We start from the raw sequence: 20,858 nt of genomic DNA, 5'->3' as shown, positions 1-20,858 counted from the left end.
GCCCGCACCCCGGCCGCTTGATCAGAACTCGGCGGCCACCAGCTCCGCGATCTCGGCCGCGTTCAGCGCGGCGCCCTTGCGGAGGTTGTCGCCGCAGACGAACAGGTCGAGGGTGTTCGGGAAGTCGAACGCCTGGCGAATCCGGCCCACGTAGGTGGGGTCGGTGCCGACCACGTCGGACGGGGTGGGGAAGACGCCGTTGGCGGGGTCGTCCATCAGGACCACCGTCGGCGCCGCCTCCAGCAGCCGGTGCGCGTCCGCCACGGTGATCTCACGCTCGAAGCGGGCGTGCACGGCCAGCGAGTGGGTGGTGACCACCGGCACCCGGACACAGGTCGCGGAGACCTTCAGCCCGGGGATGCCGAGGATCTTGCGGGACTCGTCGCGGAGCTTCATCTCCTCGGAGGCCCAGCCGCCGTCCCGGTAGGAGCCCGCCCACGGCACCACGTTGAACGCGATGGGCGCCGGGAACGGCGACTCCGGGGGCAGCTTGTTGGCCAGCGCCTTGCGGACGTCGCCCGCCACCTGCCCGACCGACCGGTCGCCGGCCAGGGCCTCGACCTCGTCGTAGAGCCTGGCGGAGCCCGCCACGCCGGCGCCGGACACCGCCTGGTAGGAGGCCACCACGAGCTCCTGGAGGCCGTACTCGGCGTGCAGGGCGCCCATGGCCGCCATCATCGACAGCGTCGTGCAGTTGGGCGTGGAGATGATGTTGCGCGGCCGGTTGCGGGCGTCCTGCGGGTTGACCTCCGGGACCACCAGCGGGACGTCCGGGTCCATCCGGAACGTGCCGGACTTGTCGATCACGATCGCGCCGCGCTCCGCCGCGATCGGCACCCACTCGGCCGACACCTCGTCGGGGACGTCGAAGATGGCGATGTCGATGCCGTCGAACACCTCGGGCGCGAGCGCCCGCACGACGACGTCCTCGCCGCGGACCTGCAGCGTCTTGCCCGCCGAACGGGGGGAGGCCACCAGGCGGATCTCGCCCCAGATGTCGTCACGCGCCGACACGATGCCGCGCATGACGGTGCCCACGGCGCCGGTCGCGCCGACCAGGGCAAGGTTGGGCCTGCTCATCGTCCAGTACCTCCATACACAACGGCTTCGACCTGGTCGGCGTCGAGATCGAAGGCACGGTGGGCGGCGGCGACCGCCGCGTCCACATCGTCCTGCCCGACGACGACGGAGATGCGGATCTCCGAAGTGGAGATCATCTCGATGTTGACCCCCGCGTCGGCGAGCGCCGCGAAGAACGTGGCCGTGACGCCGGGGTGGGAACGCATGCCCGCGCCGATCAGCGACACCTTGCCGATCTGGTCGTCGAAGAGCAGCGACTCGAATCCGATCCGGGACTGAATCTTCTTCAGCGCCGTGAGCGCGGCCTGGCTGTCGGCGGTGGGCAGCGTGAAGGAGATGTCGGTGCGGCCCGTCGCCGCCGCCGAGACGTTCTGCACGATCATGTCGATGTTGATCTCGGCGTCAGCCAGAGTTTTGAAGATCGCGGCAGCCTCACCGACCTTGTCGGGAACCCCGACAACAGTGATCTTGGCCTCGCTCCGGTCGTGTGCCACGCCGGAGATGATCGGCTGCTCCATCTCGGTTCCTTCGGAGTAGGGGTCGGAGACGACCCACGTGCCTTCCCTGTTGCTGTACGAGCTGCGTACGTGAATCGGCAGGCCGAACCTGCGCGCGTACTCGACGCACCGCAGATGCAGGATCTTCGCGCCGCAGGCCGCCATCTCCATCATCTCGTCGTACGAGATGCGCGGGATCCGGCGCGCGGCCGGGACGATGCGCGGGTCTGCGGTGAAGATGCCGTCGACGTCGGTGTAGATCTCGCACACGTCGGCCTCGAGCGCCGCCGCCAGCGCGACCGCGGTCGTGTCGGAGCCGCCCCGGCCGAGCGTCGTGATGTCCTTCGTGTCCTGCGACACACCCTGGAAGCCGGCCACGATCGCGATGTGGCCCTGGTCGATGGCCTCCTGTATGCGGCTCGGCGTCACGTCGATGATGCGCGCCTTGCCGTGGATCGAGTTGGTGATCACACCCGCCTGCGAGCCCGTGAAGGAGCGCGCCTCGTGGCCGAGGTTGGCGATCGCCATCGCCAGCAGCGCCATCGAGATGCGCTCGCCCGCCGTCAGCAGCATGTCGAGCTCACGGCCCTGCGGCAGCGGCGACACCTGCTCGGCCAGATCGAGCAGCTCGTCGGTGGTGTCGCCCATCGCGGAGACGATGACGGCTACGTCGTTGCCGGCTTTTTTGGTCGCCACGATCCGCTGCGCCACGCGTTTGATGGAAGCAGCGTCAGCGACGGACGAACCACCATACTTCTGCACAACGAGGGCCACGAGAGTCTCCCGGTCTGGACTGTGAAAGGCCAGTCTACTTGGGACTTCTCATGCCATGGATGCGCCAACCACTATGTGGACACCTAAACGGTCGGGGCCTCTTCCGCCACGTCGAGCCGCGAATGCGCGGCCAGGGCCTGCAGCGCGCGCATGGCCGCGCCCGCGTGGTTGCCCCAGGTGTTGAAGTAGGAGTACTGCCACCACCACAGCGCCTCGTGCGGCCGGCCCGCCTGATAGTGACGCAGCCCGTGGATGAGGTCGGCCGCGACCGCCGTCAGGTCGTCGGAGAGCCGGTAGTGCGTCACACCCGTGTCCTTGTACGGGTCGAACACCTCGGCGTAGTCGTCGACCGGGCCCAGCCGCTCGGACAGCGCCGTGCGGACCTCGTCGATGTCGGGCCCCTCGCTCAGCGGCGGCTCGTAGTTGCCCGACAGGATCACGTCGCGGTTGGCGCCCAGCTTGGCGCCCGCCAGGCTGACCTGGGCGACCTCGACCAGGAGCAGCGACCACATCGCGTCGCCCCCCTCGCCGCCGGCGACCCTCGCCAGGCCGTCCACGTAGTTCTGCACGTGGCCGGCGATCTCCTCCGCCAGCGCTCCCCAGTCATCAGACATCCAGCAGCCTCCGTCCTTCGAACGCGCGGCCCAAGGTCACCTCGTCGGCGTACTCGAGATCGCCGCCCACCGGCAGACCGCTGGCCAGTCGTGTCACTTTCACGCCCATCGGCTTGACCAGACGGGCGAGGTAGGTAGCCGTCGCCTCACCCTCGAGATTGGGGTCCGTGGCGAGGATGAGCTCCGTCACCCGGCCGTCGGCCAGCCGGGTCATGAGCTCGCGGATGCGCAGGTCGTCGGGGCCGACACCGTCGATCGGGCTGATGGCCCCGCCGAGCACGTGGTAGGTGCCGCGGAACTCGCGCGTCTTCTCGATCGCGACGACGTCCTTCGACTCCTCCACCACGCAGATCACGTGAGTGTCGCGGCGCGGGTCGCGGCAGATGCGGCACTCCTCCTCGGAGGCCACGTTCCCGCACACCCGGCAGAACCGGACCTTCTCCTTGACCTCCAGCAGCGCGTGCGCCAGCCGCTTGACGTCCGCCGGATCGGCCGACAGCAGGTGGAAGGCGATGCGCTGCGCGCTCTTGGGACCGACGCCGGGCAGCAGGCCCAGCTCGTCGATCAGATTCTGGACGACCCCTTCGTACATCGCTAGAACCCTGGCAACTGACCGAGACCGCCGCCGCCCAGCCCCTGGGCGAGCGGCCCGAGCTTCTCCTGCTGCAGGTCGCCGGCCGCCCGGACGGCGTCGCGGACCGCGGCGATCACCAGGTCGGCGATCGTGTCGGCCGTGTCCTGCGGGTCACCGGCGTCGATGACGTCCGGATCGATCTTGAGTTCGAGCAGCTCGCCTGAACCGTTGACGACGGCGGTGACCACCCCGCCGCCGGCCGAGCCCTCGATCTGCGCGTCGTTGAGCTCCTGCTGGGCGCTCACGAGCTGCTGCTGCATGAGCTGGGCCTGCTCCAGCAGCTGCTGCAGGTTGACATCCCCTGGGTTCACCGTCGTGCGCTCCTCGTGGCTCCGCGTTCTTGACTGCCACGAGCCTACGGTGTTTGGGCGTCGGCATGTACTGGCGGCATACAGGTGTTCCGTGATTCAGAGCACGATCATGGCCGGGTCCCGGCCCCCCTCCAGCGTCCAGGACCCGGCCAGACGCGCCGGCCGGAGCGGCCGCACCACGCCGACGCGATACAGGGAAACGCTATGCGCCGGGACGTTGCACACAGGTTGCGACCATTCAATCACCCTCGGCAATCCCCCGAACGACTTGCGCGGGCGCACCCCAGCACGGATGCTCGCCCCTAGGGGACGACTACTTGGAGTGTCCGATGAGTTACGCTCACCTTGACGCATACTCCCGCCGGTTGCGGGCCGCCCACGAGACGGCGACGGCTGACGCCCCGATTCCCGCAGGGCCGCGCAGACTGATCCGCGACTCCTGGCGCCGCTCCCTCGACGCCGGCATCGACCCCGACGCCCCGGGAGCGCCATCCGGCGCCGACCCCGTGCAGGTGAGGGACGCGTTCGAGACCCACCCCCTGCGCCCCCTGCTCCCGATCATCACGCGCACCCTGCGCGCCGTCGCGGACGAGGGCGAGCACATCATGATCCTGACCGACCGCGAAGGCCGGATCCTCTGGCGCGACGGCCACGCCGCCACCCTGCGCCACGCCGACGAGGTCGGCCTCGCCGGCGGCCACCTCTGGGCCGAGGAGGCCGCCGGCACCAACGGCATCGGCACCTCGCTCGCGCTCCGCCGCCCCGTGCACGTCTACTCCGAAGAGCACCTCATGCGCGTGCTGCACGTCTGGTCCTGCAGCGCCGCCCCCATCACCGACCCGGAGAGCGGCCGGCTCCTCGGCTGCGTCGACATCAGCGGCACCGCGCCCAGCCTGCACCCCGCCACCGTCGCCCTGGTGACCGCCACCGCCAAACTGGCCGAGACCCAGCTCGCGCTCCGCATGCACGAACGCGACGAACGCCTGCGCCGCCGCTACGAAGCGCTGCGCGCCCGCCCCGCCATCCTGCTCTCCGCCACCGGCCGGGTCATCGCCGGCGACCCCGGCGGCAGCCTCGGCACCCGCATCCAGCTCCCCGCCTTCGGCGAGCACATGATCCTGCCCGACGGCCGGGTCGCGATGCTGGAACCCTTCTCCGACGGCTACCTGCTCCGCGCCACCGGCACCCCCGCCCCCGCCGCGCTCGCGCTCACCTTCCTCGGCGACGGGCCGCCCACCGCCATCGTCGGCGGCCGCAAGGTGCTGCTCTCCCTCCGCCACGCCGAGATCCTCGCCATCCTGGCGCTCCACCCGCGCGGCCTCACCGCCGAGCAGCTCTCCTTCTATCTGTACGGTGACGACGGCAATCCAGTCACCATCCGCGCCGAGATGCACCGCCTGCGGACCCAGCTCGACGTCCCCATCGGCGCCAAGCCCTACCACCTGGCCTGCCCCGTCGAAGCCGACTTCCTGGACCTGCGCCGCCTCCTGACCGGCGGCGACCCCGCCACCCTGGCCCGCGCCTACCCCGGCCCGCTGCTGGCCCGCTCCGAATCCCCCGAGATCCGCCGGGAACGCGACGAACTGGAAGTCCTCGTACGCACGTCCCTCCTGCAACGCGGCGCCCCCGAAGACCTGTGGACCTACGCCCAGACCATCAACGGCCGCGAGGACTTCCAGCTCCTCGAACGCCTCACATCCAGCCTCCCCCAGGCCGACCCGCGCGCCGCCGCCGCCCGCGCCCGCCTCCGCGCCCCATGACCTTCAAGCCCCCTCCCCACACAGGCACCCTCATGATTCACACCCCCGCGAACACACATGGGCGAGCGCCGCTTGGATCGGAGATCGAACCGGCCGACACCAGCGCAGACCACGCGGACCGAGCCGCCGAAGAATCCCCACCGACACCCAGCATCAGCCCCGCGGACCAGGCATCAGGTCGGCGGACCATCAGCTCCGCGAACCGACATCAGCCCCGCGGACCATCCGCTCCGCAGCCACCAGTTCCGCGGACCGACATCAGTTCCGCCCCGGCATCAGCCCAGCGGACCACCAGCTCCGGCCCCGGCATCAGCCCGGCGGGAAGGCCTCCTGCCACTGACCTGATCACCTTGAGAGGCTTCCAGGACCCGAGCGTCAGGAGTGGTCGATCTCCTCGATGACCTGAGCACCCAGCTCCCGCTGCAGCAGTGCCATCCCCGAGAGCTCGTCCACGTCCGCGTCGGCGTCGTTCAACGGGTCGACGTCATCGGCGTCGGGAGCACTGCCCCGCCTCGGGACGGCACTCGGCCACCCGGCCGCACCACCACCCGAACGCCCGGCCGCACCGCCTCCCGAACGCGAGGCCGGAACCCGGGGCCCGGCCTGAGCCGCCGCCCGCGCCGCCGAACGAGCCGCCGCCAGCCCCGCCCCGGCCGGGGCCGCCTGCCCCGGATCCGGCATCGGCGGAGACCCCAGCCCGGCATCGTCAGGAGCGGACGGCCAGGACTCATCCGTAGTAGGCCGCCCAGCCACCGCCTGACCGCCACCGGCGCCCGGCTCACCCGCCGCTCCCCCGTACGCACCCGAGCGCCCGTCACCATCGGAAGAGCCCTGAGCACCCCCGCTCTGAGCCCCCGGCGCGCTTCCACCCTGAGCTTCCGGCCCGCCGCCCTGCACTCCCGCAGACGCGCCACCCTGCGCCACCGCAGACGCGCCCCAGCCCTGTGCTCCCGCCGGCGCACCTCCACCCTGAGCTCCCGCGGGCCCACCTGAAGCCCCGGCAGGCGCACCGCCTTGAGCCCCCGCAGGTGCGCCCCCACTCGGAGCCCCGGCAGGCGCACCGCCTTGACTCCCCGCAGGCGCACCCCCGTACGTCCCCCCAGGAGAACCAGCAGGACCAGAACCACCGGAAGGCCCAGCGGACCCCCCACGGGACGGCGGAGGCCCATTACCGACCACGGCCTCAACCCGCCACGTGCCTCCCAGCACGTCGGCGAGCGCCGTAGCCACGACGGTGTCCTTGCCACCGCCGGTGAAGTTCTTCATCGCGCCGATCTGGGTGAACCCGAGCGTCACCAGGTTCCCCTCGACCCCGACCACCTGCGCGTTGGTGCTGACGTTCGCCCACACGACGATGCTGCGCTGCTTGAGCGCCGCCAGCACAGCAGGCCACTGCTGATGCAACGCCGCCGCCCCACCGGCCGCACCACCCCCGTGAGCCGGGGCACCGTGAGCCGGGGCACCGTGCGCGGCGGGACCCCCAGCGGCCGGGCCGCCGTGGTCCGGGGCGCCGGGGCGGGTCTGGCCCCCGGACGGGCCGCCCGTGCTCGCGGCGCCTGGCCGGGCGGGCTCCGGCCAGTCGTCTGCGGCCTGCTCACTCGTACGCCCTGATTCGGGCTGGGCCTGGCTCCCAGGGGCGTCCAGCGCGCGGCCACTGGGTGTCGGGACAGTGCCCGGAGCCCCAGGCTGTCCAGGAGCCGCGGACGGCGCGGAAGCCACGTGTCCCGGGACCGCGCGGGCGGCCATCCCGGCGACGGCGCTGCCGCGTTCGAGACGCTCCAGGCGGGCCAGCAGCGCGGCCTCCCCCTGTTCAGCGGCGGGAAGGAGGACCCGGGCGCACATCAGCTCCAGGAGCAGCCGCGGCGAGGTGGCCCCGCGCATCTCCGTAAGGCCGGCGTTGAAGATCTCGGCGGCGCGGGTCAGCTCGGCGGGCCCCATCGAGGACGCCTGCCGGACCAGCCGCTCCAGCTCGTCGGCGGGCCGGTCGAGCAGGCCGCTGGAGGCCGCCTCCGGCACGTTGGCCAGGATCACCAGGTCGCGGAAGCGTTCGAGGAGGTCGGTGGCGAACCGGCGGGGGTCGTGGCCGCCCTCGACGACCCGGTTGACCGTCTGGAACACCTGGGCGCCGTCGCGGGCGGCGAACGCCTCGACCACCTCGTCCAGCAGGTCGCCGTCGGTGTAGCCGAGCAGGGAGACGGCGCGGGCGTAGGTGATGCCGTCGTCGTCGGCGCCGGCGAGGAGCTGGTCGAGGATGGACAGCGAGTCACGCGCCGACCCGGCTCCGGCGCGCACGACGAGCGGCAGCGCGGCGGGTTCGTACGGGACGTTCTCGGCGGAGAGGATCTCCTCCAGCAGCGCGCGGAGCGTCGCCGGCGGCATCAGCCGGAACGGGTAGTGGTGGGTGCGCGACTTGATCGTGCCGATGACCTTCTCGGGCTCGGTCGTCGCGAAGATGAACTTCAGGTGCGGCGGGGGCTCCTCGACGAGCTTGAGCAGCGCGTTGAAACCCTCGCGGGTCACCATGTGCGCCTCGTCGATGATGTAGATCTTGTAGCGCGCGGACACGGGGGCGAAGAACGCCCGCTCCCGCAGGTCGCGCGCGTCGTCGACACCGCCGTGGGAGGCGGCGTCGATCTCGATGACGTCGAGGTGGCCGGGCCCGGTCGGGGAGAGCGCCACGCACGACTCGCACGTGCCGCACGGGTCGGGGGTCGGGCCCTGCTCGCAGTTGAGCGAGCGGGCCAGGATGCGCGCGCTGGACGTCTTGCCGCATCCGCGCGGACCGCTGAAGAGATAAGCGTGGTTGATGCGGCCGGTGCGCAGCGCCTGCCGCAGCGGGTCCGTTACGTGTTCCTGACCCTTGACCTCCGCGAAGGTCCCGGGTCGGTACTTGCGGTAAAGCGCAAGACTCATGCGACCATCCCGCCTGCGAGGGGCTCCCAACGAAGGAACCCCTCGCACACCCGCCAGAGCCCGCTTATCCTTGCTGCCTTCCGGCCCTGGGGAGGTTCACAGGATGACGCCGCGCGAGGGGTCCGTGGACAGTCTATCCACACCCGGCGGTGCTCGGGGCCATCGGAATGCGACCGGCCTGATGGTCACGGTACCCCGGCAAGTCCGGTAAGCTCTTCGGCGGAGGATTCGCCTAGTGGCCGAGGGCGCACGCTTGGAAAGCGTGTATAGGGCAACCTATCGGGGGTTCAAATCCCCCATCCTCCGCGCTTGGTACAACGCGAAAGGGCCGACCCGGACAGGGTCGGCCCTTTCGCTGTTCTCCGCCTCGTGTTGATAGAACTCGACGGTGCTCACAGGGAAGCTTGTCCGCCTGCGCCCCGTCGAACCTGCGGACTTCGAATGCCTCTGGCGCTGGGGCCAGGATCCGGACGTGGTGCGCTGGATGAGCAGCGGATACCCAGAGTCGCTGGAGCAGGCACGGCGACGCCTGGCGGAGGCGCCGCGCAACGGCTACGAGAACTGCCGGTTCATCATCGAGTCGCTCAGTGATCGGCGAGCCGTCGGGTTCGTCCGGCTCAGGGACGCCAAGCCGGAGGTCGGCAACGCCGAGCTGGACATCCAGCTCGGCGAGAAGGACGTCTGGGGTCGCGGGTACGCCACCGAGGCGATGCGGCTGGCGTGCAGGTACGGCTTCGACGAGATGCGCCTGCACCGGATCAGCCTGGACTTCGTGGCGGAGAACACGGCGGCGCGGCGCGTCTACGAGAAGGTCGGCTTCGTCGAGGAGGGCCGCGTCCGCGAGTGCTTCCGCCGTGACGGCAGGTGGCACGACATGATCCTCATGGGTCTCCTCGAAGGCGAACTCCGCGACTGAGCACACCGGTCAGGATTCGAGAAGTGTTCAGGGCGTCGCCGCACGTAGCGTGGAGGCCATGGACATCAGCATTCATGCGAGTTTCCTGCCCCATGACGATCCCGACGCCTCCGTGGCCTTCTATCGGGACGCTCTCGGGTTCGAGGTCCGCAACGACGTCGGGTACGACGGCATGCGCTGGATCACGGTCGGTCCGAAGGGCCAGCCCAGCACGTCCATCGTCCTGCAGCCGCCCGCGATCGATCCCGGCGTCACCGAGGAGGAGCGCCGCACGATCGTGGAGATGATGGCCAAGGGCACCTTCGCCGGCATCGTCCTGGCCACGCCGGATCTCGACGGCGTCTTCAGGCGGGCGCGCGACTGGGGCGCCGAGGTCATCGAGGAGCCGACCGAGCAGCCGTACGGGGTGCGCGACTGCGCGGTGCGCGACCCCGCGGGGAACATGGTCCGCATCCAGGAGCTTCGCTGATCTTCCGCGAAGCCGGCCCAGGCGACGAGACGCAACACGATGGAGAACCGATGACGCATGCCGCCGACACCCACGACGTGATCCGCGTGCACGGCGCGCGCGTGAACAACCTGAAGGACGTCAGCATTGAGATTCCGAAGCGCCGGCTGACGGTGTTCACCGGGGTTTCGGGCTCGGGCAAGAGCTCGCTGGTGTTCAGCACGATCGCGGCCGAGTCGCAGCGGCTGATCAACGAGACCTACAGCGCCTTCGTGCAGGGTTTCATGCCGTCGCTGGCGCGGCCCGAGGTCGACGTGCTCGACGGGCTGACGACCGCGATCATCGTGGACCAGCAGCGGATGGGCGCCGATCCGCGTTCCACCGTCGGCACGGTCACCGACGCCAACGCGATGCTGCGCATCCTGTTCAGCCGGCTCGGGGAGCCGCACATCGGCTCGCCGCAGGCTTTCTCCTTCAACGTTCCGACCGTACGGGCGAAAGGGGCGATCACCGTCGAGCGGGGCGCCCGCAAGACGGAGAAGGCGACGTTCACCCGCATCGGCGGCATGTGCCCGCGTTGCGAGGGCCGGGGTTCGGTGTCGGACATCGACCTCACGCAGCTGTACGACGACTCGAAGTCGCTGTCGGAGGGCGCGTTCACGATCCCGGGCTGGAAGTCCGACAGTTTCTGGACGGTACGGGTCTACGCCGAGTCGGGTTTCGTCGACCCGGACAAGCCGATCCGCGACTACACCGAGAAGGAGCTCCACGACTTCCTCTACAAGGAGCCCGTCAAGGTCAAGGTCGACGGCGTCAATCTCACGTACGAGGGCCTGATCCCGAAGATCCAGAAGTCGTTCCTGTCGAAGGACCGGGAGGCGATGCAGCCGCACATCCGGGCGTTCGTGGACCGGGCGGTCACCTTCACGGCCTGCCCCGACTGCGACGGCACCCGGCTCAGCGCGGAGGCGCGCTCCTCGAAGATCAGGGGCATCAGCATCGCCGACGCGTGCGCGATGCAGATCACGGACCTGGCCGAGTGGGTACGGGGGCTGGACGAGCCGTCGGTGGCCCCGCTGCTCGGCAAGCTGCTGCACACGCTCGACTCGTTCGTGGAGATCGGGCTCGGCTATCTCTCGCTGGACCGGCCGGCGGGCACGCTGTCGGGCGGCGAGGCGCAGCGCACCAAGATGATCCGCCACCTCGGCTCGGCGCTGACCGACGTGACGTACGTGTTCGACGAGCCGACGATCGGCCTGCACCCGCACGACATCCGGCGGATGAACGACCTGCTGCGGCGGCTGCGCGACAAGGGCAACACGGTCCTGGTGGTGGAGCACAAGCCGGAGACGATCGCGATCGCCGACCACGTCGTGGACCTCGGCCCGGGGGCGGGGACGGCGGGCGGCAGCATCTGCTTCGAGGGGACCGTCGAGGGCCTGCGGGCGAGCGGCACCGTCACCGGCCGCCATCTGGACGACCGGGCGTCGCTCAAGCCCGAGGTGCGCAGCCCGACGGGCAAGCTGGCGATCCGCGGCGCGAACCGCCACAACCTGCAGAACGTGGACGTCGACATCCCGCTCGGGGTGCTCTGCGTGGTGACGGGCGTCGCCGGGTCGGGCAAGAGCTCGCTGATCCACGGCTCGATCCCGGCGGAGGCGGGCGTGGTGTACGTGGACCAGAGTCCGATCAAGGGCTCACGACGGAGCAATCCGGCCACGTACACAGGTCTGCTCGACCCGATCCGCAAGGCGTTCGCGAAGGCGAACGGCGTGAAGCCGTCGCTGTTCAGCGCCAACTCGGAGGGCGCGTGCCCTGGCTGCAACGGCGCGGGCGTCGTCTACACCGACCTGGGCATGATGGCGGGCGTCGCCACCACCTGCGAGGACTGCGAGGGGAAGCGGTTCCAGGCGGCGGTGCTGGAGTACCGGCTCGGCGGCCGTGACATCAGCGAGGTGCTGGCGATGCCGGTGGTGGAGGCCGCGGAGTTCTTCGGCGCCGGCGAGGCGCGCACGCCGGCCGCGCGCACCATCCTGGGCCGGCTCGCCGACGTCGGGCTGGGCTATCTGAGCCTCGGCCAGCCGCTCACCACGCTGTCCGGCGGCGAGCGGCAGCGGCTCAAGCTGGCCACCCACCTGGCCGACAAGGGCGGCGTCCTGGTGCTCGACGAGCCGACGACCGGTCTTCACCTGGCGGACGTCGAGCAGCTGCTCGGCCTGCTCGACCGGCTGGTCGACGCGGGCAAGTCGGTGATCGTCATCGAGCACCACCAGGCGGTCATGGCGCACGCCGACTGGATCGTGGACCTCGGCCCCGGCGCCGGTCACGACGGCGGCCGGATCGTCTTCGAGGGCACGCCCGCCGAGCTGGTCGCGGCCCGCTCCACGGTCACCGGCGAGCACCTTGCGGAGTACGTCGGCGCCTGATCAGGCGGGCAGCACGTCGACGTCGCCGGAGTCGCTGCGCACGTCGATCGTGCGCGGGGCTCCGGCCTCGTGCGCGGCGTCGATCCGCCTGCCGCCCGAGTCGGTGGTGGCGGTGATGTCGTACGGGCCCTCCGGCACGCGCACGACGCTCGACCCGGAGTCCGAGCGGGTCTCGACCTTCTCCGGCGGTGCGGCGAAGGTCAGGGCGATGCCGCCGGAGTCCGTCCCGGCGACGACGCGCCCGCTCGACAGCCCGGTGGCCTCGATCCGGCCGGAGTCGGAGCTCGCCTCCACCTCGCCCGACAGGTCGCGCAGCGTCACCGCGCCCGAGTCGGTCTCGGCCTTGACCCGCAGCCCGCGGGGGATCTCGACCGTGTAGTCGACGTCGCAGTGGACCAGGGCGCCCCACCCGCTCGGGCAGGTGTAGGCGAGCACGAGCGTGCCGCCCTTGACCTCGTGGCTCGCCTGGGGCGGCCGGTCACCGCTCCAGGTGTGCTTCTCGGTGACGCGCACGCCCTGCCGGTCGGACTCGATCACCTCGATGGTGCCGTCGTCGGCCGCGACCTGGAGTGCCGTCACCGTGCCGGTGACGTCGTAGGAGTCCGTCTTCGCGTGCTCCGGCGCGCCGACGCCGCAGGCCGTCGTCATCGCCAGCAGCCCCGCCAGGCCGGCGATCAGTCCTGTCCGCCTCACTTTCATGCGCTCAAGTGTGGTGGCTCGCGGCCCGCCGGGCCTCAGGTGACTTCCCTGAGCTTTCCCTGAGTACGGGTCACGCGGTCGTCAGGGCTCGGGACCGGTCCGCCGCCAGGTGTACGGCCATGCCGCCGAGCACGGTGCCCATGAAGTAGCGCTGGATCCGTACCCAGATCGGACGGCGGGCCAGGAAGGCGGCCAGAGCCCCGGCGGAGATGACGATGAGCCCGTTGACCAGCGTGCCGATGGCGACCTGCACGGAGCCGAGCAGGAGGCTCTGCATCATGATGTGGCCCATCGAGGGGTCGATGAACTGCGGCAGCAGCGACATGTAGAGGATGGCGATCTTGGGGTTGAGCAGGCAGGTGAACAGCCCCATCGCGAAGAGGCGGCCGGCGGGCTCGGCCGGCAGCTCGCGGGTCTCGAAGGCGGACAGGCCGCCGGGCTTGACGGCGTTCCAGGCGAGGTAGAGCAGGTACGCGGCGCCCGCGAGCTTGAGCGCGGTGTAGGCGGCCGGGACGTAGACGAAGATCGCGGTCAGCCCGAGACAGGTGGCGACCAGGTAGACGCTGAACCCGAGGAAGACGCCGGTCAGCGAGATGAGCCCGGCCCGGCGGCCCTGGGTGATCGACCGGGACACCAGGTAGATCATGTTCGGCCCGGGAGTGAGGACCATCCCCAGGGAGACCAGTGCAATTCCTACTAATCCGGTCATCATAGGGGGAAGACTAACCGAGCGCCGAGGCGTCATGATTCACCCCAGGGGAAGCACTGATGTACCCCCACGGAAGGAACTCTGGGCGATGGACTTCAGGGACGACGTCAACCTCGACTCATCGCAGGTGGAGGACCGCGGCTACGGCGGTGGCGGCGGGTTCCCCGGCGGCGGCGTGGTCATCGGCGGCGGCGGCGGGATCGTCGGCCTGATCGTGCTCGTCCTGATCTTCGTGCTCAACAACGTCGGCGGCGTGGGCGTCCAGCCCGGCCACGAGCGGCCCCCGGCCAACCTCGCCGAGCGGTGCCGCACCGGCAAGGACGCCGACCAGATCGAGAAGTGCCAGGTCGTCGGCGTGGTCAACAGCATCCAGGACTACTGGAAGACCCAGCTGACCGGCTACCGCCTGGCCAAGACCGTGCTGTACTCCGGCGGCGTCCGCACCGCCTGCGGCGCGGCCGACTCCTCCGTCGGCCCGTTCTACTGCCCCGCCGACCGGCGCGTCTACCTCGACCTGACCTTCTTCGACGACCTGGAGAGCCGGTTCGGGGCCAAGGGCGGTCCGTTCGCGCAGGCGTACGTGATCGCCCACGAGTACGGTCACCACGTGCAGAACCTGCTCGGCCTGCTCGATGCCGGCAGCTCGGTGGCCATCGAGCTGCAGGCCGACTGCTTCGCCGGGGTGTGGGCCAGGAACGCCTACGAGGGCGGCTTCTACGCCAGGGAGTTCACCCGGGCCGACATCGCCGAGGCGCTCGACGCGGCGGCCGCCGTCGGCGACGACCGGATCCAGCGGCGCAGCGGGGGCCGGGTCGACCCCGAGTCGTTCACCCACGGCAGCTCCAAGCAGCGGACGGCCGCGTTCCAGCGCGGCTACGACACCGGGAACCCGGCCCGCTGCGAGGGCGCGGAGCTGGTGTGAGCAGCGGAGAGAGCACGGGTGACCGGAATCTCTCATAAAATCATGGGGTGATCTTCAAGATGGTCGGCGACGGACGCCCTTATCCCGAACATGGATTGTCCAACCGCGATTGGGCCCAGATACCCCCGCGGCAGGTCCGCCTCGACTCCTTGATCACCACCAAGGCCATGCTGGACCTGCACTCCCTGCTCGCCGCCGACTCCACGTTCTACGGCGACCTCTTCCCGCACGTGGTGCAGTGGAAGGGCGAGCTCTACCTGGAGGACGGCCTGCACCGGGCGCTGCGCGCGGCCCTGCACCAGAGATCGATCCTGCACGCCAGAGTGCTCGAACTGGACGACTGACAGACGCCGCGGCCCGCGGCGTTTTTCTTTACGGCAGAGCCCCGGAAAACGGAAAAGGGCCCCGCGTCGTGCGGGGCCCTTCCGGAGGGCGGTGGTGGTGGGATTTGAACCCACGGATGAGTTGCCCCATCACACGCTTTCGAGGCGTGCGCCCTCGGCCACTAGGCGACACCACCGCCGACGAGCTTACCGGATCCGGCGAGTGCCGAAGAACTCCTTTAGGACGGCCGAGCACTCCTCCGCCAGCACCCCCAGGACGACCTCGGGCCGATGGTTGAGCCTGCGGTCGCGGACGACGTCCCAGAGCGAGCCCGCGGCCCCGCCCTTCTCGTCGACCGCTCCGTACACGATCCTGTCGACCCGCGCCAGGACGGCGGCGCCCGCGCACATCGTGCAGGGTTCGAGCGTGACGACGAGCGTGCAGCCGTCGAGCCGCCAGGAGCCGCGGCGGCGGGCGGCGGCACGGAGCGCCAAGACCTCGGCGTGGGCGGTGGGGTCGGCGGTGGACTCGCGGTCGTTGCCGGCGGCGGCCAGGACCTCGCCCGAGGGGCCGAGCACCACCGCGCCGACGGGCACCTCGCCGCGCGCCCCGGCGGCGGCGGCCTCGCCGAGCGCCTGCCGCATGGCGGCGGTCCAGGTCATCGCAGGCGGTCGAGCTCGTCGGCGAACGACAGCCGCTCGGCCAGCACCGAGACGACGTCCGCCGGGAGCACCCCTTCCTCCATGCTGAGCTCCAGCAGCTCCTCGGAGCTGACGCCGAGGTCGCTCAGCAGGTCGAAGTCGCCCGCCGGGCGCACCCCCAGCTCGGTGGTCTCCCGGCCGGGCGCCACCCCGGCGAACTCGGCGAACAGCTCGCCCAAGTGGTTGGAGGCGATGGCGTGGGCGTCGGAGAGGAACACCCGCGGCTCCTCGTCGCCGAGGTAGCGCACGATCGCGAACCATTCGTCCTCGACCTCGACGCAGAGCAGCGCCAGCTCGTCGCCGGCCAGCCCGAGCGCCTCAGTCACGGCGTCGCCGAAGTCGTCGACGATCTCGGTGCCGGACAGGTCGACCTCGGCCCCGCTCCAGCCGTCGGAAGTCTTGACGAAGGCCGCAGAGAAGGTGTTCGCCGCCATGTGCGCTCCAGGGGTCAGTCGAAGACCGATTCGATGGCGCGCTCGAACGGCTCCGAGAACCCGAGCCGCGCCGCGATGCTGGACAGGACCTCGTCCGGCAGCAGGTCGACATCCCCGGAGAGGATGCCCAGCTCCATCTCGTCCAGCCCGAGGTCCGCGAAGATCGACAGGTCGCCGGCGGGCAGCGCGGTGTCCTCGTCCTGGAGGATCTCGTCGAGCTCCTGCTCGTCGGGCACCGGCACGTCGAGGTATTCGAGCACCTGCCGGGCCAGCGGATAGTCCCACGAGGCGGCGATGTCGGACAGGAAGACATCGACCCGCTCTCCGATGACCCGCAGCGCCACGAAGAACTCATCCCCCACCGCCACGAGGCCAATCGTGGCGCTCTCGGTGGGCTGCTGGCGGAGCGCCTTGATCAGCCCGTGCAGATCGGACGTCAGCGCGACGGGGAGCAGCTCGGCGTCCCAGCGATCGTCCTCACCAAAGACCACGATGGCGAAATCGAGCGCCTCTTCGTCTGTCATCGCGATCCCCCACCCGACCCTGACAACCAGAGCCTTTCCGAGTTTCCCATCGTCCCAGACCAGGCTGCCCGCGGTGAGCCGCTCCGACCAAATTGTGATCAAAAACGGTACCGCGATGTCTGGTACGTAGCACACAAGATAGCGTTGTCCCTTATGGAGACCCTCGTCGTCGACCATCCGCTCGTGGCCCACAAGCTCACCGCGCTGCGCGATGTCCGCACCGACTCCCCCACCTTCCGCAGGCTCACCGACGAGCTGGTGACGCTGCTGGCGTACGAGGCCACCCGGGACGTCCGCGTCACCGAGGTGACGGTCGACACCCCCGTGTCCCCGGCGAAGGGCCTGCGGATGGCCAAGCCGTACCCGCTGGTGGTCCCGATCCTGCGGGCCGGGCTGGGCATGCTCGACGGCATGACGCGGCTGCTGCCCACCGCCGAGGTCGGCTTCCTGGGCATGATCCGCGACGAGGAGACGCTCCAGGCCGAGACCTACGCCACCCGGCTCCCCGACGACCTGTCGGGCCGGCAGTGCTACGTGGTCGACCCGATGCTGGCCACCGGCGGCACGCTCGCGGCGGCGATCAAGTTCCTGTTCGACCGGGGCGCGGTGGACGTGACGGCCATCTGCCTGCTGGCCGCCCCCGAGGGCCTGGCCTACATGGACAAGGTGTTCGCGAACTCGGGCAAGCCCATCCGGGTGGTCACCGCCGCGCTGGACGACCGGCTCAACGAGCTCGGCTACATCGTGCCGGGGCTCGGCGACGCGGGCGACCGGCTCTACGGCGTGGTCTGAGCTTCGCCAAATCCCCACCTCAAGTGGCCACTTCGTTACATACTGTGATTGCATGGGTACGTAGAGCCAGGAAGACACTTGGGGTGCGGGGGACCACCATGAGCGTTTGCGCGATCTCCGGGGTGTGCTCGTGAACGATCACACCGAACCGGAGTCGAGCCCGTACGCGGAGGTCGAGGCGGCGCTGTGCGAGGAGTTCGCCGGCGTCCACTCGGCGGCCATCGTGACGCGCTGCGTCGACGCGGCCCACTACGGGGCGCTCGAGGTCACTGGTTACGCCCATCCCAACCTGGTCGAGCGGATCGCCCGCAAGCATCTCCACGTGCTCGCCCTCGTGGCCAGCGAGCGTGGCTAACCAAGATCGGAACCAACTCGTCTAGGCACCTTTACCCCGGCTTGGGGGTGGGTAATGTATAGGCGGGTGGAGTGGTAAGTCGGTTCGGAGGCGTACAGTGCAGGTCAAAAAAGTCCTCACCTACGGCGGCATCGGTTTTGTCGCGTACTACCTGTTCGCGCGGCCCGCTGACGCCGCCGACGCGGTCAGAGGGGCGTTCGACACCATGTTCACCGCGGCCGATTCGCTGGCCCAATTCGTGAACAATCTCGCATGAGACTTGTGACCCACGGGGACTCTGCCCCGTCGTCGGTCAACCGCTACCTCCTCCCCCAAGAGCAACAGGTCATCATGGTGCGGCGTCATCCCGCCGTGCTGCTCCGCCCCGTCGCCGAGGTCTTCGGGGGTCTGATCATCGCCGGTCTGCTCAGCCGGTTCTTCGGCGGCGGGGACGGCGGCGGCACCGCCCTCGTGGTCGTCTGGTGGCTGTGGCTGCTGCTGTTGATCCGTTTTGTCTGGAAAGTGGCCGAATGGTCTGTTGACTACTTCGTCGTCACGTCCAAACGGATGCTCTTGACCACGGGCTTGATCACGCGCAAGGTCGCGATGATGCCCCTGGGAAAGGTCACCGACATGAGCTTCCAGCGATCACTGCTGGGGCGCATGCTCGGCTACGGTGAGTTCATCCTCGAGTCCGCAGGTCAGGACCAGGCGCTCTCTACCGTCCAGTACATTCCGTACCCCGAGACGCTGTACCTGGAGGTCTGCTCGATGCTTTTCCCCGGCGGCGACAGCGACGATTAATCTCCAAGTAGAGAATTCTTTCGCCTGGGTATACCCCATTCGGCTACTTCATGCAATCATTGCGGGGTGTTGACCCTTCCCCGCCTTGAGAGATGAGATGCCGAGTCAGGGAACCATCGGTGACCGCGTCCGAGGATTGCGGCTGAACAGGCGGATGTCGCAGGCCCAGCTGGCCGGACCCGACCTGTCGGACAGTTATGTCTCGCTCATTGAGTCGGGTAAGCGCACACCGACTCCCGTCGTCGCCAGACTCCTGGCCGAGAGGCTCGGCTGCACCACCGAGTTCCTCCTGCACGGCATCGAGCCCCGCCAGCGCATCGACACCGAGCTCGGGCTCCGCCACGCGGAGCTGGAGCTGCAGCACGGCGATCCTGCCGTAGCGGCCGACCGATACTCCGAGATCGTCAAGGCCGCCGACGAGGAGAACGCCATGCTGACGGCGCAGGCCCGCTTCGGCAGGGCCCGCGCGCTGGAGGCCCAGGGCCGGCTCGGTCAGGCGGTGGAGGCGTTCGAACGTCTGCGCAGGGAGGCGGCGGCCCATCCGGAGCGGCTGGCCGACCTGCCGATCACGATCGCGCTGAGCCGCTGCTACCAGCGGGCCGGCGACCGGCTGCGCGCCCGCGACCTGGCGTCCAAGGCGCTGGAGCAGGCCGAGCGGATGTCCATCCTGCAGGGCGAGCTCGCCGTGGAGCTGGCCTGCGCGCTGGTGGAGGCGCACGGCGAGCAGCGGGGCAGCTCCCCCGAGCTGGCGTACGTCAAGAGGGTGCTCGACATCGCCGGCTTGTCTGACGTTATGGACCGTTCCGGAGAGGTCAGAGCCCTCTGGAAGGCGAGCAGCGCGGCGGCCGCGGGCGAGGACTCCGCGCTGGCGGTGCGCCTGGCCGACGACGCCATCAACGCCGGCCGCGACTGCCGGGTGGCGCTCCAGCTGGCCCGCGCGGCCATGCGCTGGGCGCGCCTGGAGTGGACTCCGACGGCCGAGGCCGAGCGGCTCGCGAGCGACGCCGCCCGCACGTTCGCGTCGGCGGGCCGCGACCAGGAGCGGGGCGAGGCCCTCATCGCGCTGTCGCGGGTCATGCTGCGCGCCGGCGAGCCCGAGCGGGCCGGTGACCTCGCCGGCGAGGCGCTGGGGCTGCTCGGCGGCGGCAGCGTCGCGGCCGAGGCACACCTCGTGCGGGCCACGGTGGCCGTGATGCGCGAGGCCGACCCGGCCGACCACCTCACCGCCGCCCGCATCGTGCTGGAGGGCACGGCCGGTCAGCCGTACGGCGCCGACCGGGCGACCGCCAAGTGCTGGCGCGAGCTGGGCGACCTGTTCGGCCGGACCGGCGACCGCTCGCAGCAGACCGCCGCCTACCGCAAGGCCCTGGAGGCCGCCGGCGTGCGGTCCATCATGGCCGGTCTCACGGTCGACACCGCCATCGCCCGCTAGCCGCGAAGGGGGGTTCCAGGCCCGGGCGTTCCGGGTCTGGAATACACTGGGGAAACCAGTCATTGAATCATAGGATGATTGGGTTCCCCAGAGGAGGCGGACTGTGAGTCTGCGTACGGCGCAGCGAGCTTCGCTCGTCGACCAGGTGATCGACCAGCTGAAGGAGCAGATCACCACCGGGTCGTGGCCGATGAACGGCAAGATCCCGACAGAGACGGTGCTCGCCGAGCAGCTCGGTGTCGGTCGCAACACCGTCCGGGAGGCCGTACGCGCGCTCACCCACGCCGGCCTGCTGGAGTGCCGCCAGGGCGACGGCACGTACGTGCGGGCCACGAGCGAGCTGTCCGGGGCCATGACGCGGCGGCTGCGGCAGGCCGAGCAGCTGGAGATCTTCGAAGTCCGCCGCGCGCTGGAGGTGGAGGCCGCCCGGCTGGCCGCCACCCGGCGCACCGACGAGGACATCGCCCGCATCGAGGCGGCCCTGGCCGAGCGCGACAAGGCGTGGGAGCAGGACGACCCCGCCCGCTTCGTGGAGACCGACCTGGCCTTCCACATGGCGGTCGCGCACGCCACGCACAACCGCGTCCTCATCGACCTGTACGAGGACTTCTCCGCGGCGCTGCGGGCCAGCATCACCGCGGCCGGCACGTCGCTCAACAAGACCTACATCCCGCACGACGCCATCGCCCGCGCGATCGCGGCCGGCGACGCGGCAGCCGCCGAGCGGGCGGGTCACGCCTGCATGGAGCACATCCTCATCGCCCTGACCGAGGGCTGAGATCAGGCCAGCCGCCGAGCCGTCCAGCGCGG

At 70.3% G+C, this 20,858-nt stretch carries 23 protein-coding genes, 2 tRNA genes and 1 other RNA gene; 13 read left to right on the top strand and 13 right to left on the bottom strand.

The window, feature by feature from the left end:
* Positions 1-21: 21 nt before the first annotated feature.
* The 5 genes from AB0J42_RS13635 to AB0J42_RS13615 form a co-directional block, all read right to left on the bottom strand.
* Positions 22-1,080 (bottom strand): aspartate-semialdehyde dehydrogenase, encoded by a 1,059-nt coding sequence (locus tag AB0J42_RS13635; RefSeq protein WP_364292943.1) that lies wholly within the window; start codon positions 1,078-1,080, stop codon positions 22-24.
* Entirely contained in the window at positions 1,077-2,351 is a 1,275-nt protein-coding gene (locus tag AB0J42_RS13630) for an aspartate kinase (RefSeq protein ID WP_364292940.1), read from the bottom strand. Before AB0J42_RS13630 ends, AB0J42_RS13635 begins: the two co-directional genes overlap by 4 nt.
* Positions 2,352-2,434: 83 nt before the next feature.
* Positions 2,435-2,965, bottom strand: coding sequence for a DUF5063 domain-containing protein (locus tag AB0J42_RS13625; protein ID WP_364292937.1), 531 nt, complete (start codon positions 2,963-2,965; stop codon positions 2,435-2,437).
* Positions 2,958-3,557, bottom strand: a complete 600-nt coding sequence (gene recR, locus AB0J42_RS13620) for a recombination mediator RecR (protein WP_364292934.1) — start codon at positions 3,555-3,557, stop codon at positions 2,958-2,960. Before recR ends, AB0J42_RS13625 begins: the two co-directional genes overlap by 8 nt.
* 2 nt (positions 3,558-3,559) lie before the next feature.
* The gene (locus AB0J42_RS13615) at positions 3,560-3,910 is read right to left on the bottom strand and encodes a YbaB/EbfC family nucleoid-associated protein (protein ID WP_364292931.1); all 351 of its coding nucleotides are present in this window, start codon (positions 3,908-3,910) and stop codon (positions 3,560-3,562) included.
* Between the two features lie 329 nt (positions 3,911-4,239).
* Here AB0J42_RS13615 and AB0J42_RS13610 point away from each other — a divergent pair, with 329 nt between their 5' ends.
* Positions 4,240-5,670 carry a GAF domain-containing protein gene (locus tag AB0J42_RS13610; RefSeq protein WP_364292927.1) on the top strand — a complete coding sequence of 477 codons (1,431 nt, stop codon included), beginning with the start codon at positions 4,240-4,242 and terminating at the stop codon, positions 5,668-5,670.
* A 375-nt stretch (positions 5,671-6,045) separates the two neighbouring features.
* Here the strand turns inward: AB0J42_RS13610 and AB0J42_RS13605 are convergent, their stop codons facing one another.
* Together AB0J42_RS13605 and ffs are read right to left on the bottom strand one after the other, a co-directional pair.
* Positions 6,046-8,583, bottom strand: a complete 2,538-nt coding sequence (locus AB0J42_RS13605) for a DNA polymerase III subunit gamma and tau (RefSeq protein ID WP_364292924.1) — start codon at positions 8,581-8,583, stop codon at positions 6,046-6,048.
* Positions 8,584-8,611: 28 nt separating this feature from the next.
* Positions 8,612-8,710, bottom strand: an RNA gene (gene ffs, locus AB0J42_RS13600) — signal recognition particle sRNA small type.
* 94 nt (positions 8,711-8,804) lie between these two features.
* Here ffs and AB0J42_RS13595 point away from each other — a divergent pair.
* From AB0J42_RS13595 to AB0J42_RS13580, 4 genes are all read left to right on the top strand, one after another.
* Positions 8,805-8,889 (top strand) — tRNA-Ser (locus AB0J42_RS13595).
* Between the two features lie 82 nt (positions 8,890-8,971).
* Positions 8,972-9,499, top strand: coding sequence for a GNAT family N-acetyltransferase (locus AB0J42_RS13590; RefSeq protein ID WP_364292921.1), 528 nt, complete (start codon positions 8,972-8,974; stop codon positions 9,497-9,499).
* Positions 9,500-9,557: 58 nt separating this feature from the next.
* Positions 9,558-9,968, top strand: coding sequence for a VOC family protein (locus AB0J42_RS13585; protein WP_364292918.1), 411 nt, complete (start codon positions 9,558-9,560; stop codon positions 9,966-9,968).
* A gap of 50 nt (positions 9,969-10,018) precedes the next feature.
* The gene (locus tag AB0J42_RS13580; RefSeq protein WP_364292915.1) at positions 10,019-12,373 is read left to right on the top strand and encodes an excinuclease ABC subunit UvrA; all 2,355 of its coding nucleotides are present in this window, start codon (positions 10,019-10,021) and stop codon (positions 12,371-12,373) included.
* Here the strand turns inward: AB0J42_RS13580 and AB0J42_RS13575 are convergent, their stop codons facing one another.
* Positions 12,374-13,072 carry a DUF4097 family beta strand repeat-containing protein gene (locus tag AB0J42_RS13575; protein ID WP_364292912.1) on the bottom strand — a complete coding sequence of 233 codons (699 nt, stop codon included), beginning with the start codon at positions 13,070-13,072 and terminating at the stop codon, positions 12,374-12,376.
* A gap of 70 nt (positions 13,073-13,142) precedes the next feature.
* Complete coding sequence (locus AB0J42_RS13570) at positions 13,143-13,784, bottom strand: LysE family translocator (protein WP_364292909.1); 642 nt, start codon at positions 13,782-13,784, stop codon at positions 13,143-13,145.
* A gap of 85 nt (positions 13,785-13,869) precedes the next feature.
* On the opposite strand from AB0J42_RS13570, the gene AB0J42_RS13565 reads away from it, so the two are divergent.
* On the top strand, positions 13,870-14,703 hold the full coding sequence (locus AB0J42_RS13565) for a neutral zinc metallopeptidase (RefSeq protein ID WP_364292906.1): 834 nt from the start codon (positions 13,870-13,872) through the stop codon (positions 14,701-14,703).
* 47 nt (positions 14,704-14,750) lie between these two features.
* Positions 14,751-15,047: a type II toxin-antitoxin system VapB family antitoxin gene (locus AB0J42_RS13560; RefSeq protein WP_364292903.1), complete on the top strand. Its 297-nt coding sequence runs from the start codon at positions 14,751-14,753 to the stop codon at positions 15,045-15,047.
* An 89-nt stretch (positions 15,048-15,136) separates the two neighbouring features.
* On the opposite strand, the gene AB0J42_RS13555 is transcribed toward AB0J42_RS13560, so the two are convergent.
* The 4 genes from AB0J42_RS13555 to AB0J42_RS13540 all read right to left on the bottom strand — a co-directional run bounded on the left by AB0J42_RS13555 (position 15,137) and on the right by AB0J42_RS13540 (position 16,686).
* Positions 15,137-15,223 (bottom strand) — tRNA-Ser (locus AB0J42_RS13555).
* Positions 15,224-15,233: 10 nt separating this feature from the next.
* Positions 15,234-15,689, bottom strand: coding sequence for a tRNA adenosine(34) deaminase TadA (tadA, locus tag AB0J42_RS13550; protein WP_364292900.1), 456 nt, complete (start codon positions 15,687-15,689; stop codon positions 15,234-15,236).
* Entirely contained in the window at positions 15,686-16,162 is a 477-nt protein-coding gene (locus tag AB0J42_RS13545; protein ID WP_364292897.1) for a tRNA adenosine deaminase-associated protein, read from the bottom strand. Before AB0J42_RS13545 ends, tadA begins: the two co-directional genes overlap by 4 nt.
* 14 nt (positions 16,163-16,176) lie before the next feature.
* Positions 16,177-16,686 (bottom strand): tRNA adenosine deaminase-associated protein, encoded by a 510-nt coding sequence (locus AB0J42_RS13540; protein ID WP_364292894.1) that lies wholly within the window; start codon positions 16,684-16,686, stop codon positions 16,177-16,179.
* A gap of 153 nt (positions 16,687-16,839) precedes the next feature.
* On the opposite strand from AB0J42_RS13540, the gene upp reads away from it, so the two are divergent.
* From upp to AB0J42_RS13510, 6 genes are all read left to right on the top strand, one after another.
* On the top strand, positions 16,840-17,478 hold the full coding sequence (upp, locus tag AB0J42_RS13535) for a uracil phosphoribosyltransferase (RefSeq protein WP_364292891.1): 639 nt from the start codon (positions 16,840-16,842) through the stop codon (positions 17,476-17,478).
* Positions 17,479-17,608: 130 nt separating this feature from the next.
* Positions 17,609-17,833 (top strand): hypothetical protein, encoded by a 225-nt coding sequence (locus AB0J42_RS13530; RefSeq protein ID WP_364292888.1) that lies wholly within the window; start codon positions 17,609-17,611, stop codon positions 17,831-17,833.
* Between the two features lie 97 nt (positions 17,834-17,930).
* Entirely contained in the window at positions 17,931-18,089 is a 159-nt protein-coding gene (locus tag AB0J42_RS13525; protein WP_364292885.1) for a hypothetical protein, read from the top strand.
* Entirely contained in the window at positions 18,086-18,616 is a 531-nt protein-coding gene (locus AB0J42_RS13520) for a PH domain-containing protein (protein WP_364292882.1), read from the top strand. The genes AB0J42_RS13525 and AB0J42_RS13520 overlap by 4 nt, the downstream gene beginning before the upstream one ends.
* Positions 18,617-18,713: 97 nt before the next feature.
* A complete protein-coding gene (locus AB0J42_RS13515; protein ID WP_364292879.1) occupies positions 18,714-20,048 on the top strand; it encodes a helix-turn-helix transcriptional regulator in 1,335 nt (444 codons plus the stop codon).
* 103 nt (positions 20,049-20,151) lie between these two features.
* Positions 20,152-20,826 (top strand): FadR/GntR family transcriptional regulator, encoded by a 675-nt coding sequence (locus AB0J42_RS13510; RefSeq protein WP_364292876.1) that lies wholly within the window; start codon positions 20,152-20,154, stop codon positions 20,824-20,826.
* Positions 20,827-20,858 lie beyond the last annotated feature (32 nt).

Source organism: Nonomuraea sp. NPDC049649, from assembly GCF_040675175.1.
In the GTDB taxonomy this organism is placed as follows: domain Bacteria; phylum Actinomycetota; class Actinomycetes; order Streptosporangiales; family Streptosporangiaceae; genus Nonomuraea.
The sequence above is the reverse complement of the archived record's forward strand: the minus strand, read 5'-3'. Positions and strand labels throughout refer to the sequence as shown.

Coding starts and splice junctions, on each gene's coding strand:
- AB0J42_RS13545 (WP_364292897.1), bottom strand. CDS start 16,162: ATGGCGGCGAACACCTTCTCTGCGGCCTTCGTCAAGACTTCCGACGGC.
- tadA (WP_364292900.1), bottom strand. CDS start 15,689: ATGACCTGGACCGCCGCCATGCGGCAGGCGCTCGGCGAGGCCGCCGCC.
- AB0J42_RS13520 (WP_364292882.1), top strand. CDS start 18,086: ATGAGACTTGTGACCCACGGGGACTCTGCCCCGTCGTCGGTCAACCGC.
- AB0J42_RS13575 (WP_364292912.1), bottom strand. CDS start 13,072: ATGAAAGTGAGGCGGACAGGACTGATCGCCGGCCTGGCGGGGCTGCTG.
- upp (WP_364292891.1), top strand. CDS start 16,840: ATGGAGACCCTCGTCGTCGACCATCCGCTCGTGGCCCACAAGCTCACC.
- AB0J42_RS13635 (WP_364292943.1), bottom strand. CDS start 1,080: ATGAGCAGGCCCAACCTTGCCCTGGTCGGCGCGACCGGCGCCGTGGGC.
- AB0J42_RS13540 (WP_364292894.1), bottom strand. CDS start 16,686: ATGACAGACGAAGAGGCGCTCGATTTCGCCATCGTGGTCTTTGGTGAG.
- AB0J42_RS13610 (WP_364292927.1), top strand. CDS start 4,240: ATGAGTTACGCTCACCTTGACGCATACTCCCGCCGGTTGCGGGCCGCC.
- AB0J42_RS13585 (WP_364292918.1), top strand. CDS start 9,558: ATGGACATCAGCATTCATGCGAGTTTCCTGCCCCATGACGATCCCGAC.
- recR (WP_364292934.1), bottom strand. CDS start 3,557: ATGTACGAAGGGGTCGTCCAGAATCTGATCGACGAGCTGGGCCTGCTG.
- AB0J42_RS13570 (WP_364292909.1), bottom strand. CDS start 13,784: ATGATGACCGGATTAGTAGGAATTGCACTGGTCTCCCTGGGGATGGTC.
- AB0J42_RS13580 (WP_364292915.1), top strand. CDS start 10,019: ATGACGCATGCCGCCGACACCCACGACGTGATCCGCGTGCACGGCGCG.
- AB0J42_RS13565 (WP_364292906.1), top strand. CDS start 13,870: ATGGACTTCAGGGACGACGTCAACCTCGACTCATCGCAGGTGGAGGAC.
- AB0J42_RS13625 (WP_364292937.1), bottom strand. CDS start 2,965: ATGTCTGATGACTGGGGAGCGCTGGCGGAGGAGATCGCCGGCCACGTG.
- AB0J42_RS13515 (WP_364292879.1), top strand. CDS start 18,714: ATGCCGAGTCAGGGAACCATCGGTGACCGCGTCCGAGGATTGCGGCTG.
- AB0J42_RS13605 (WP_364292924.1), bottom strand. CDS start 8,583: ATGAGTCTTGCGCTTTACCGCAAGTACCGACCCGGGACCTTCGCGGAG.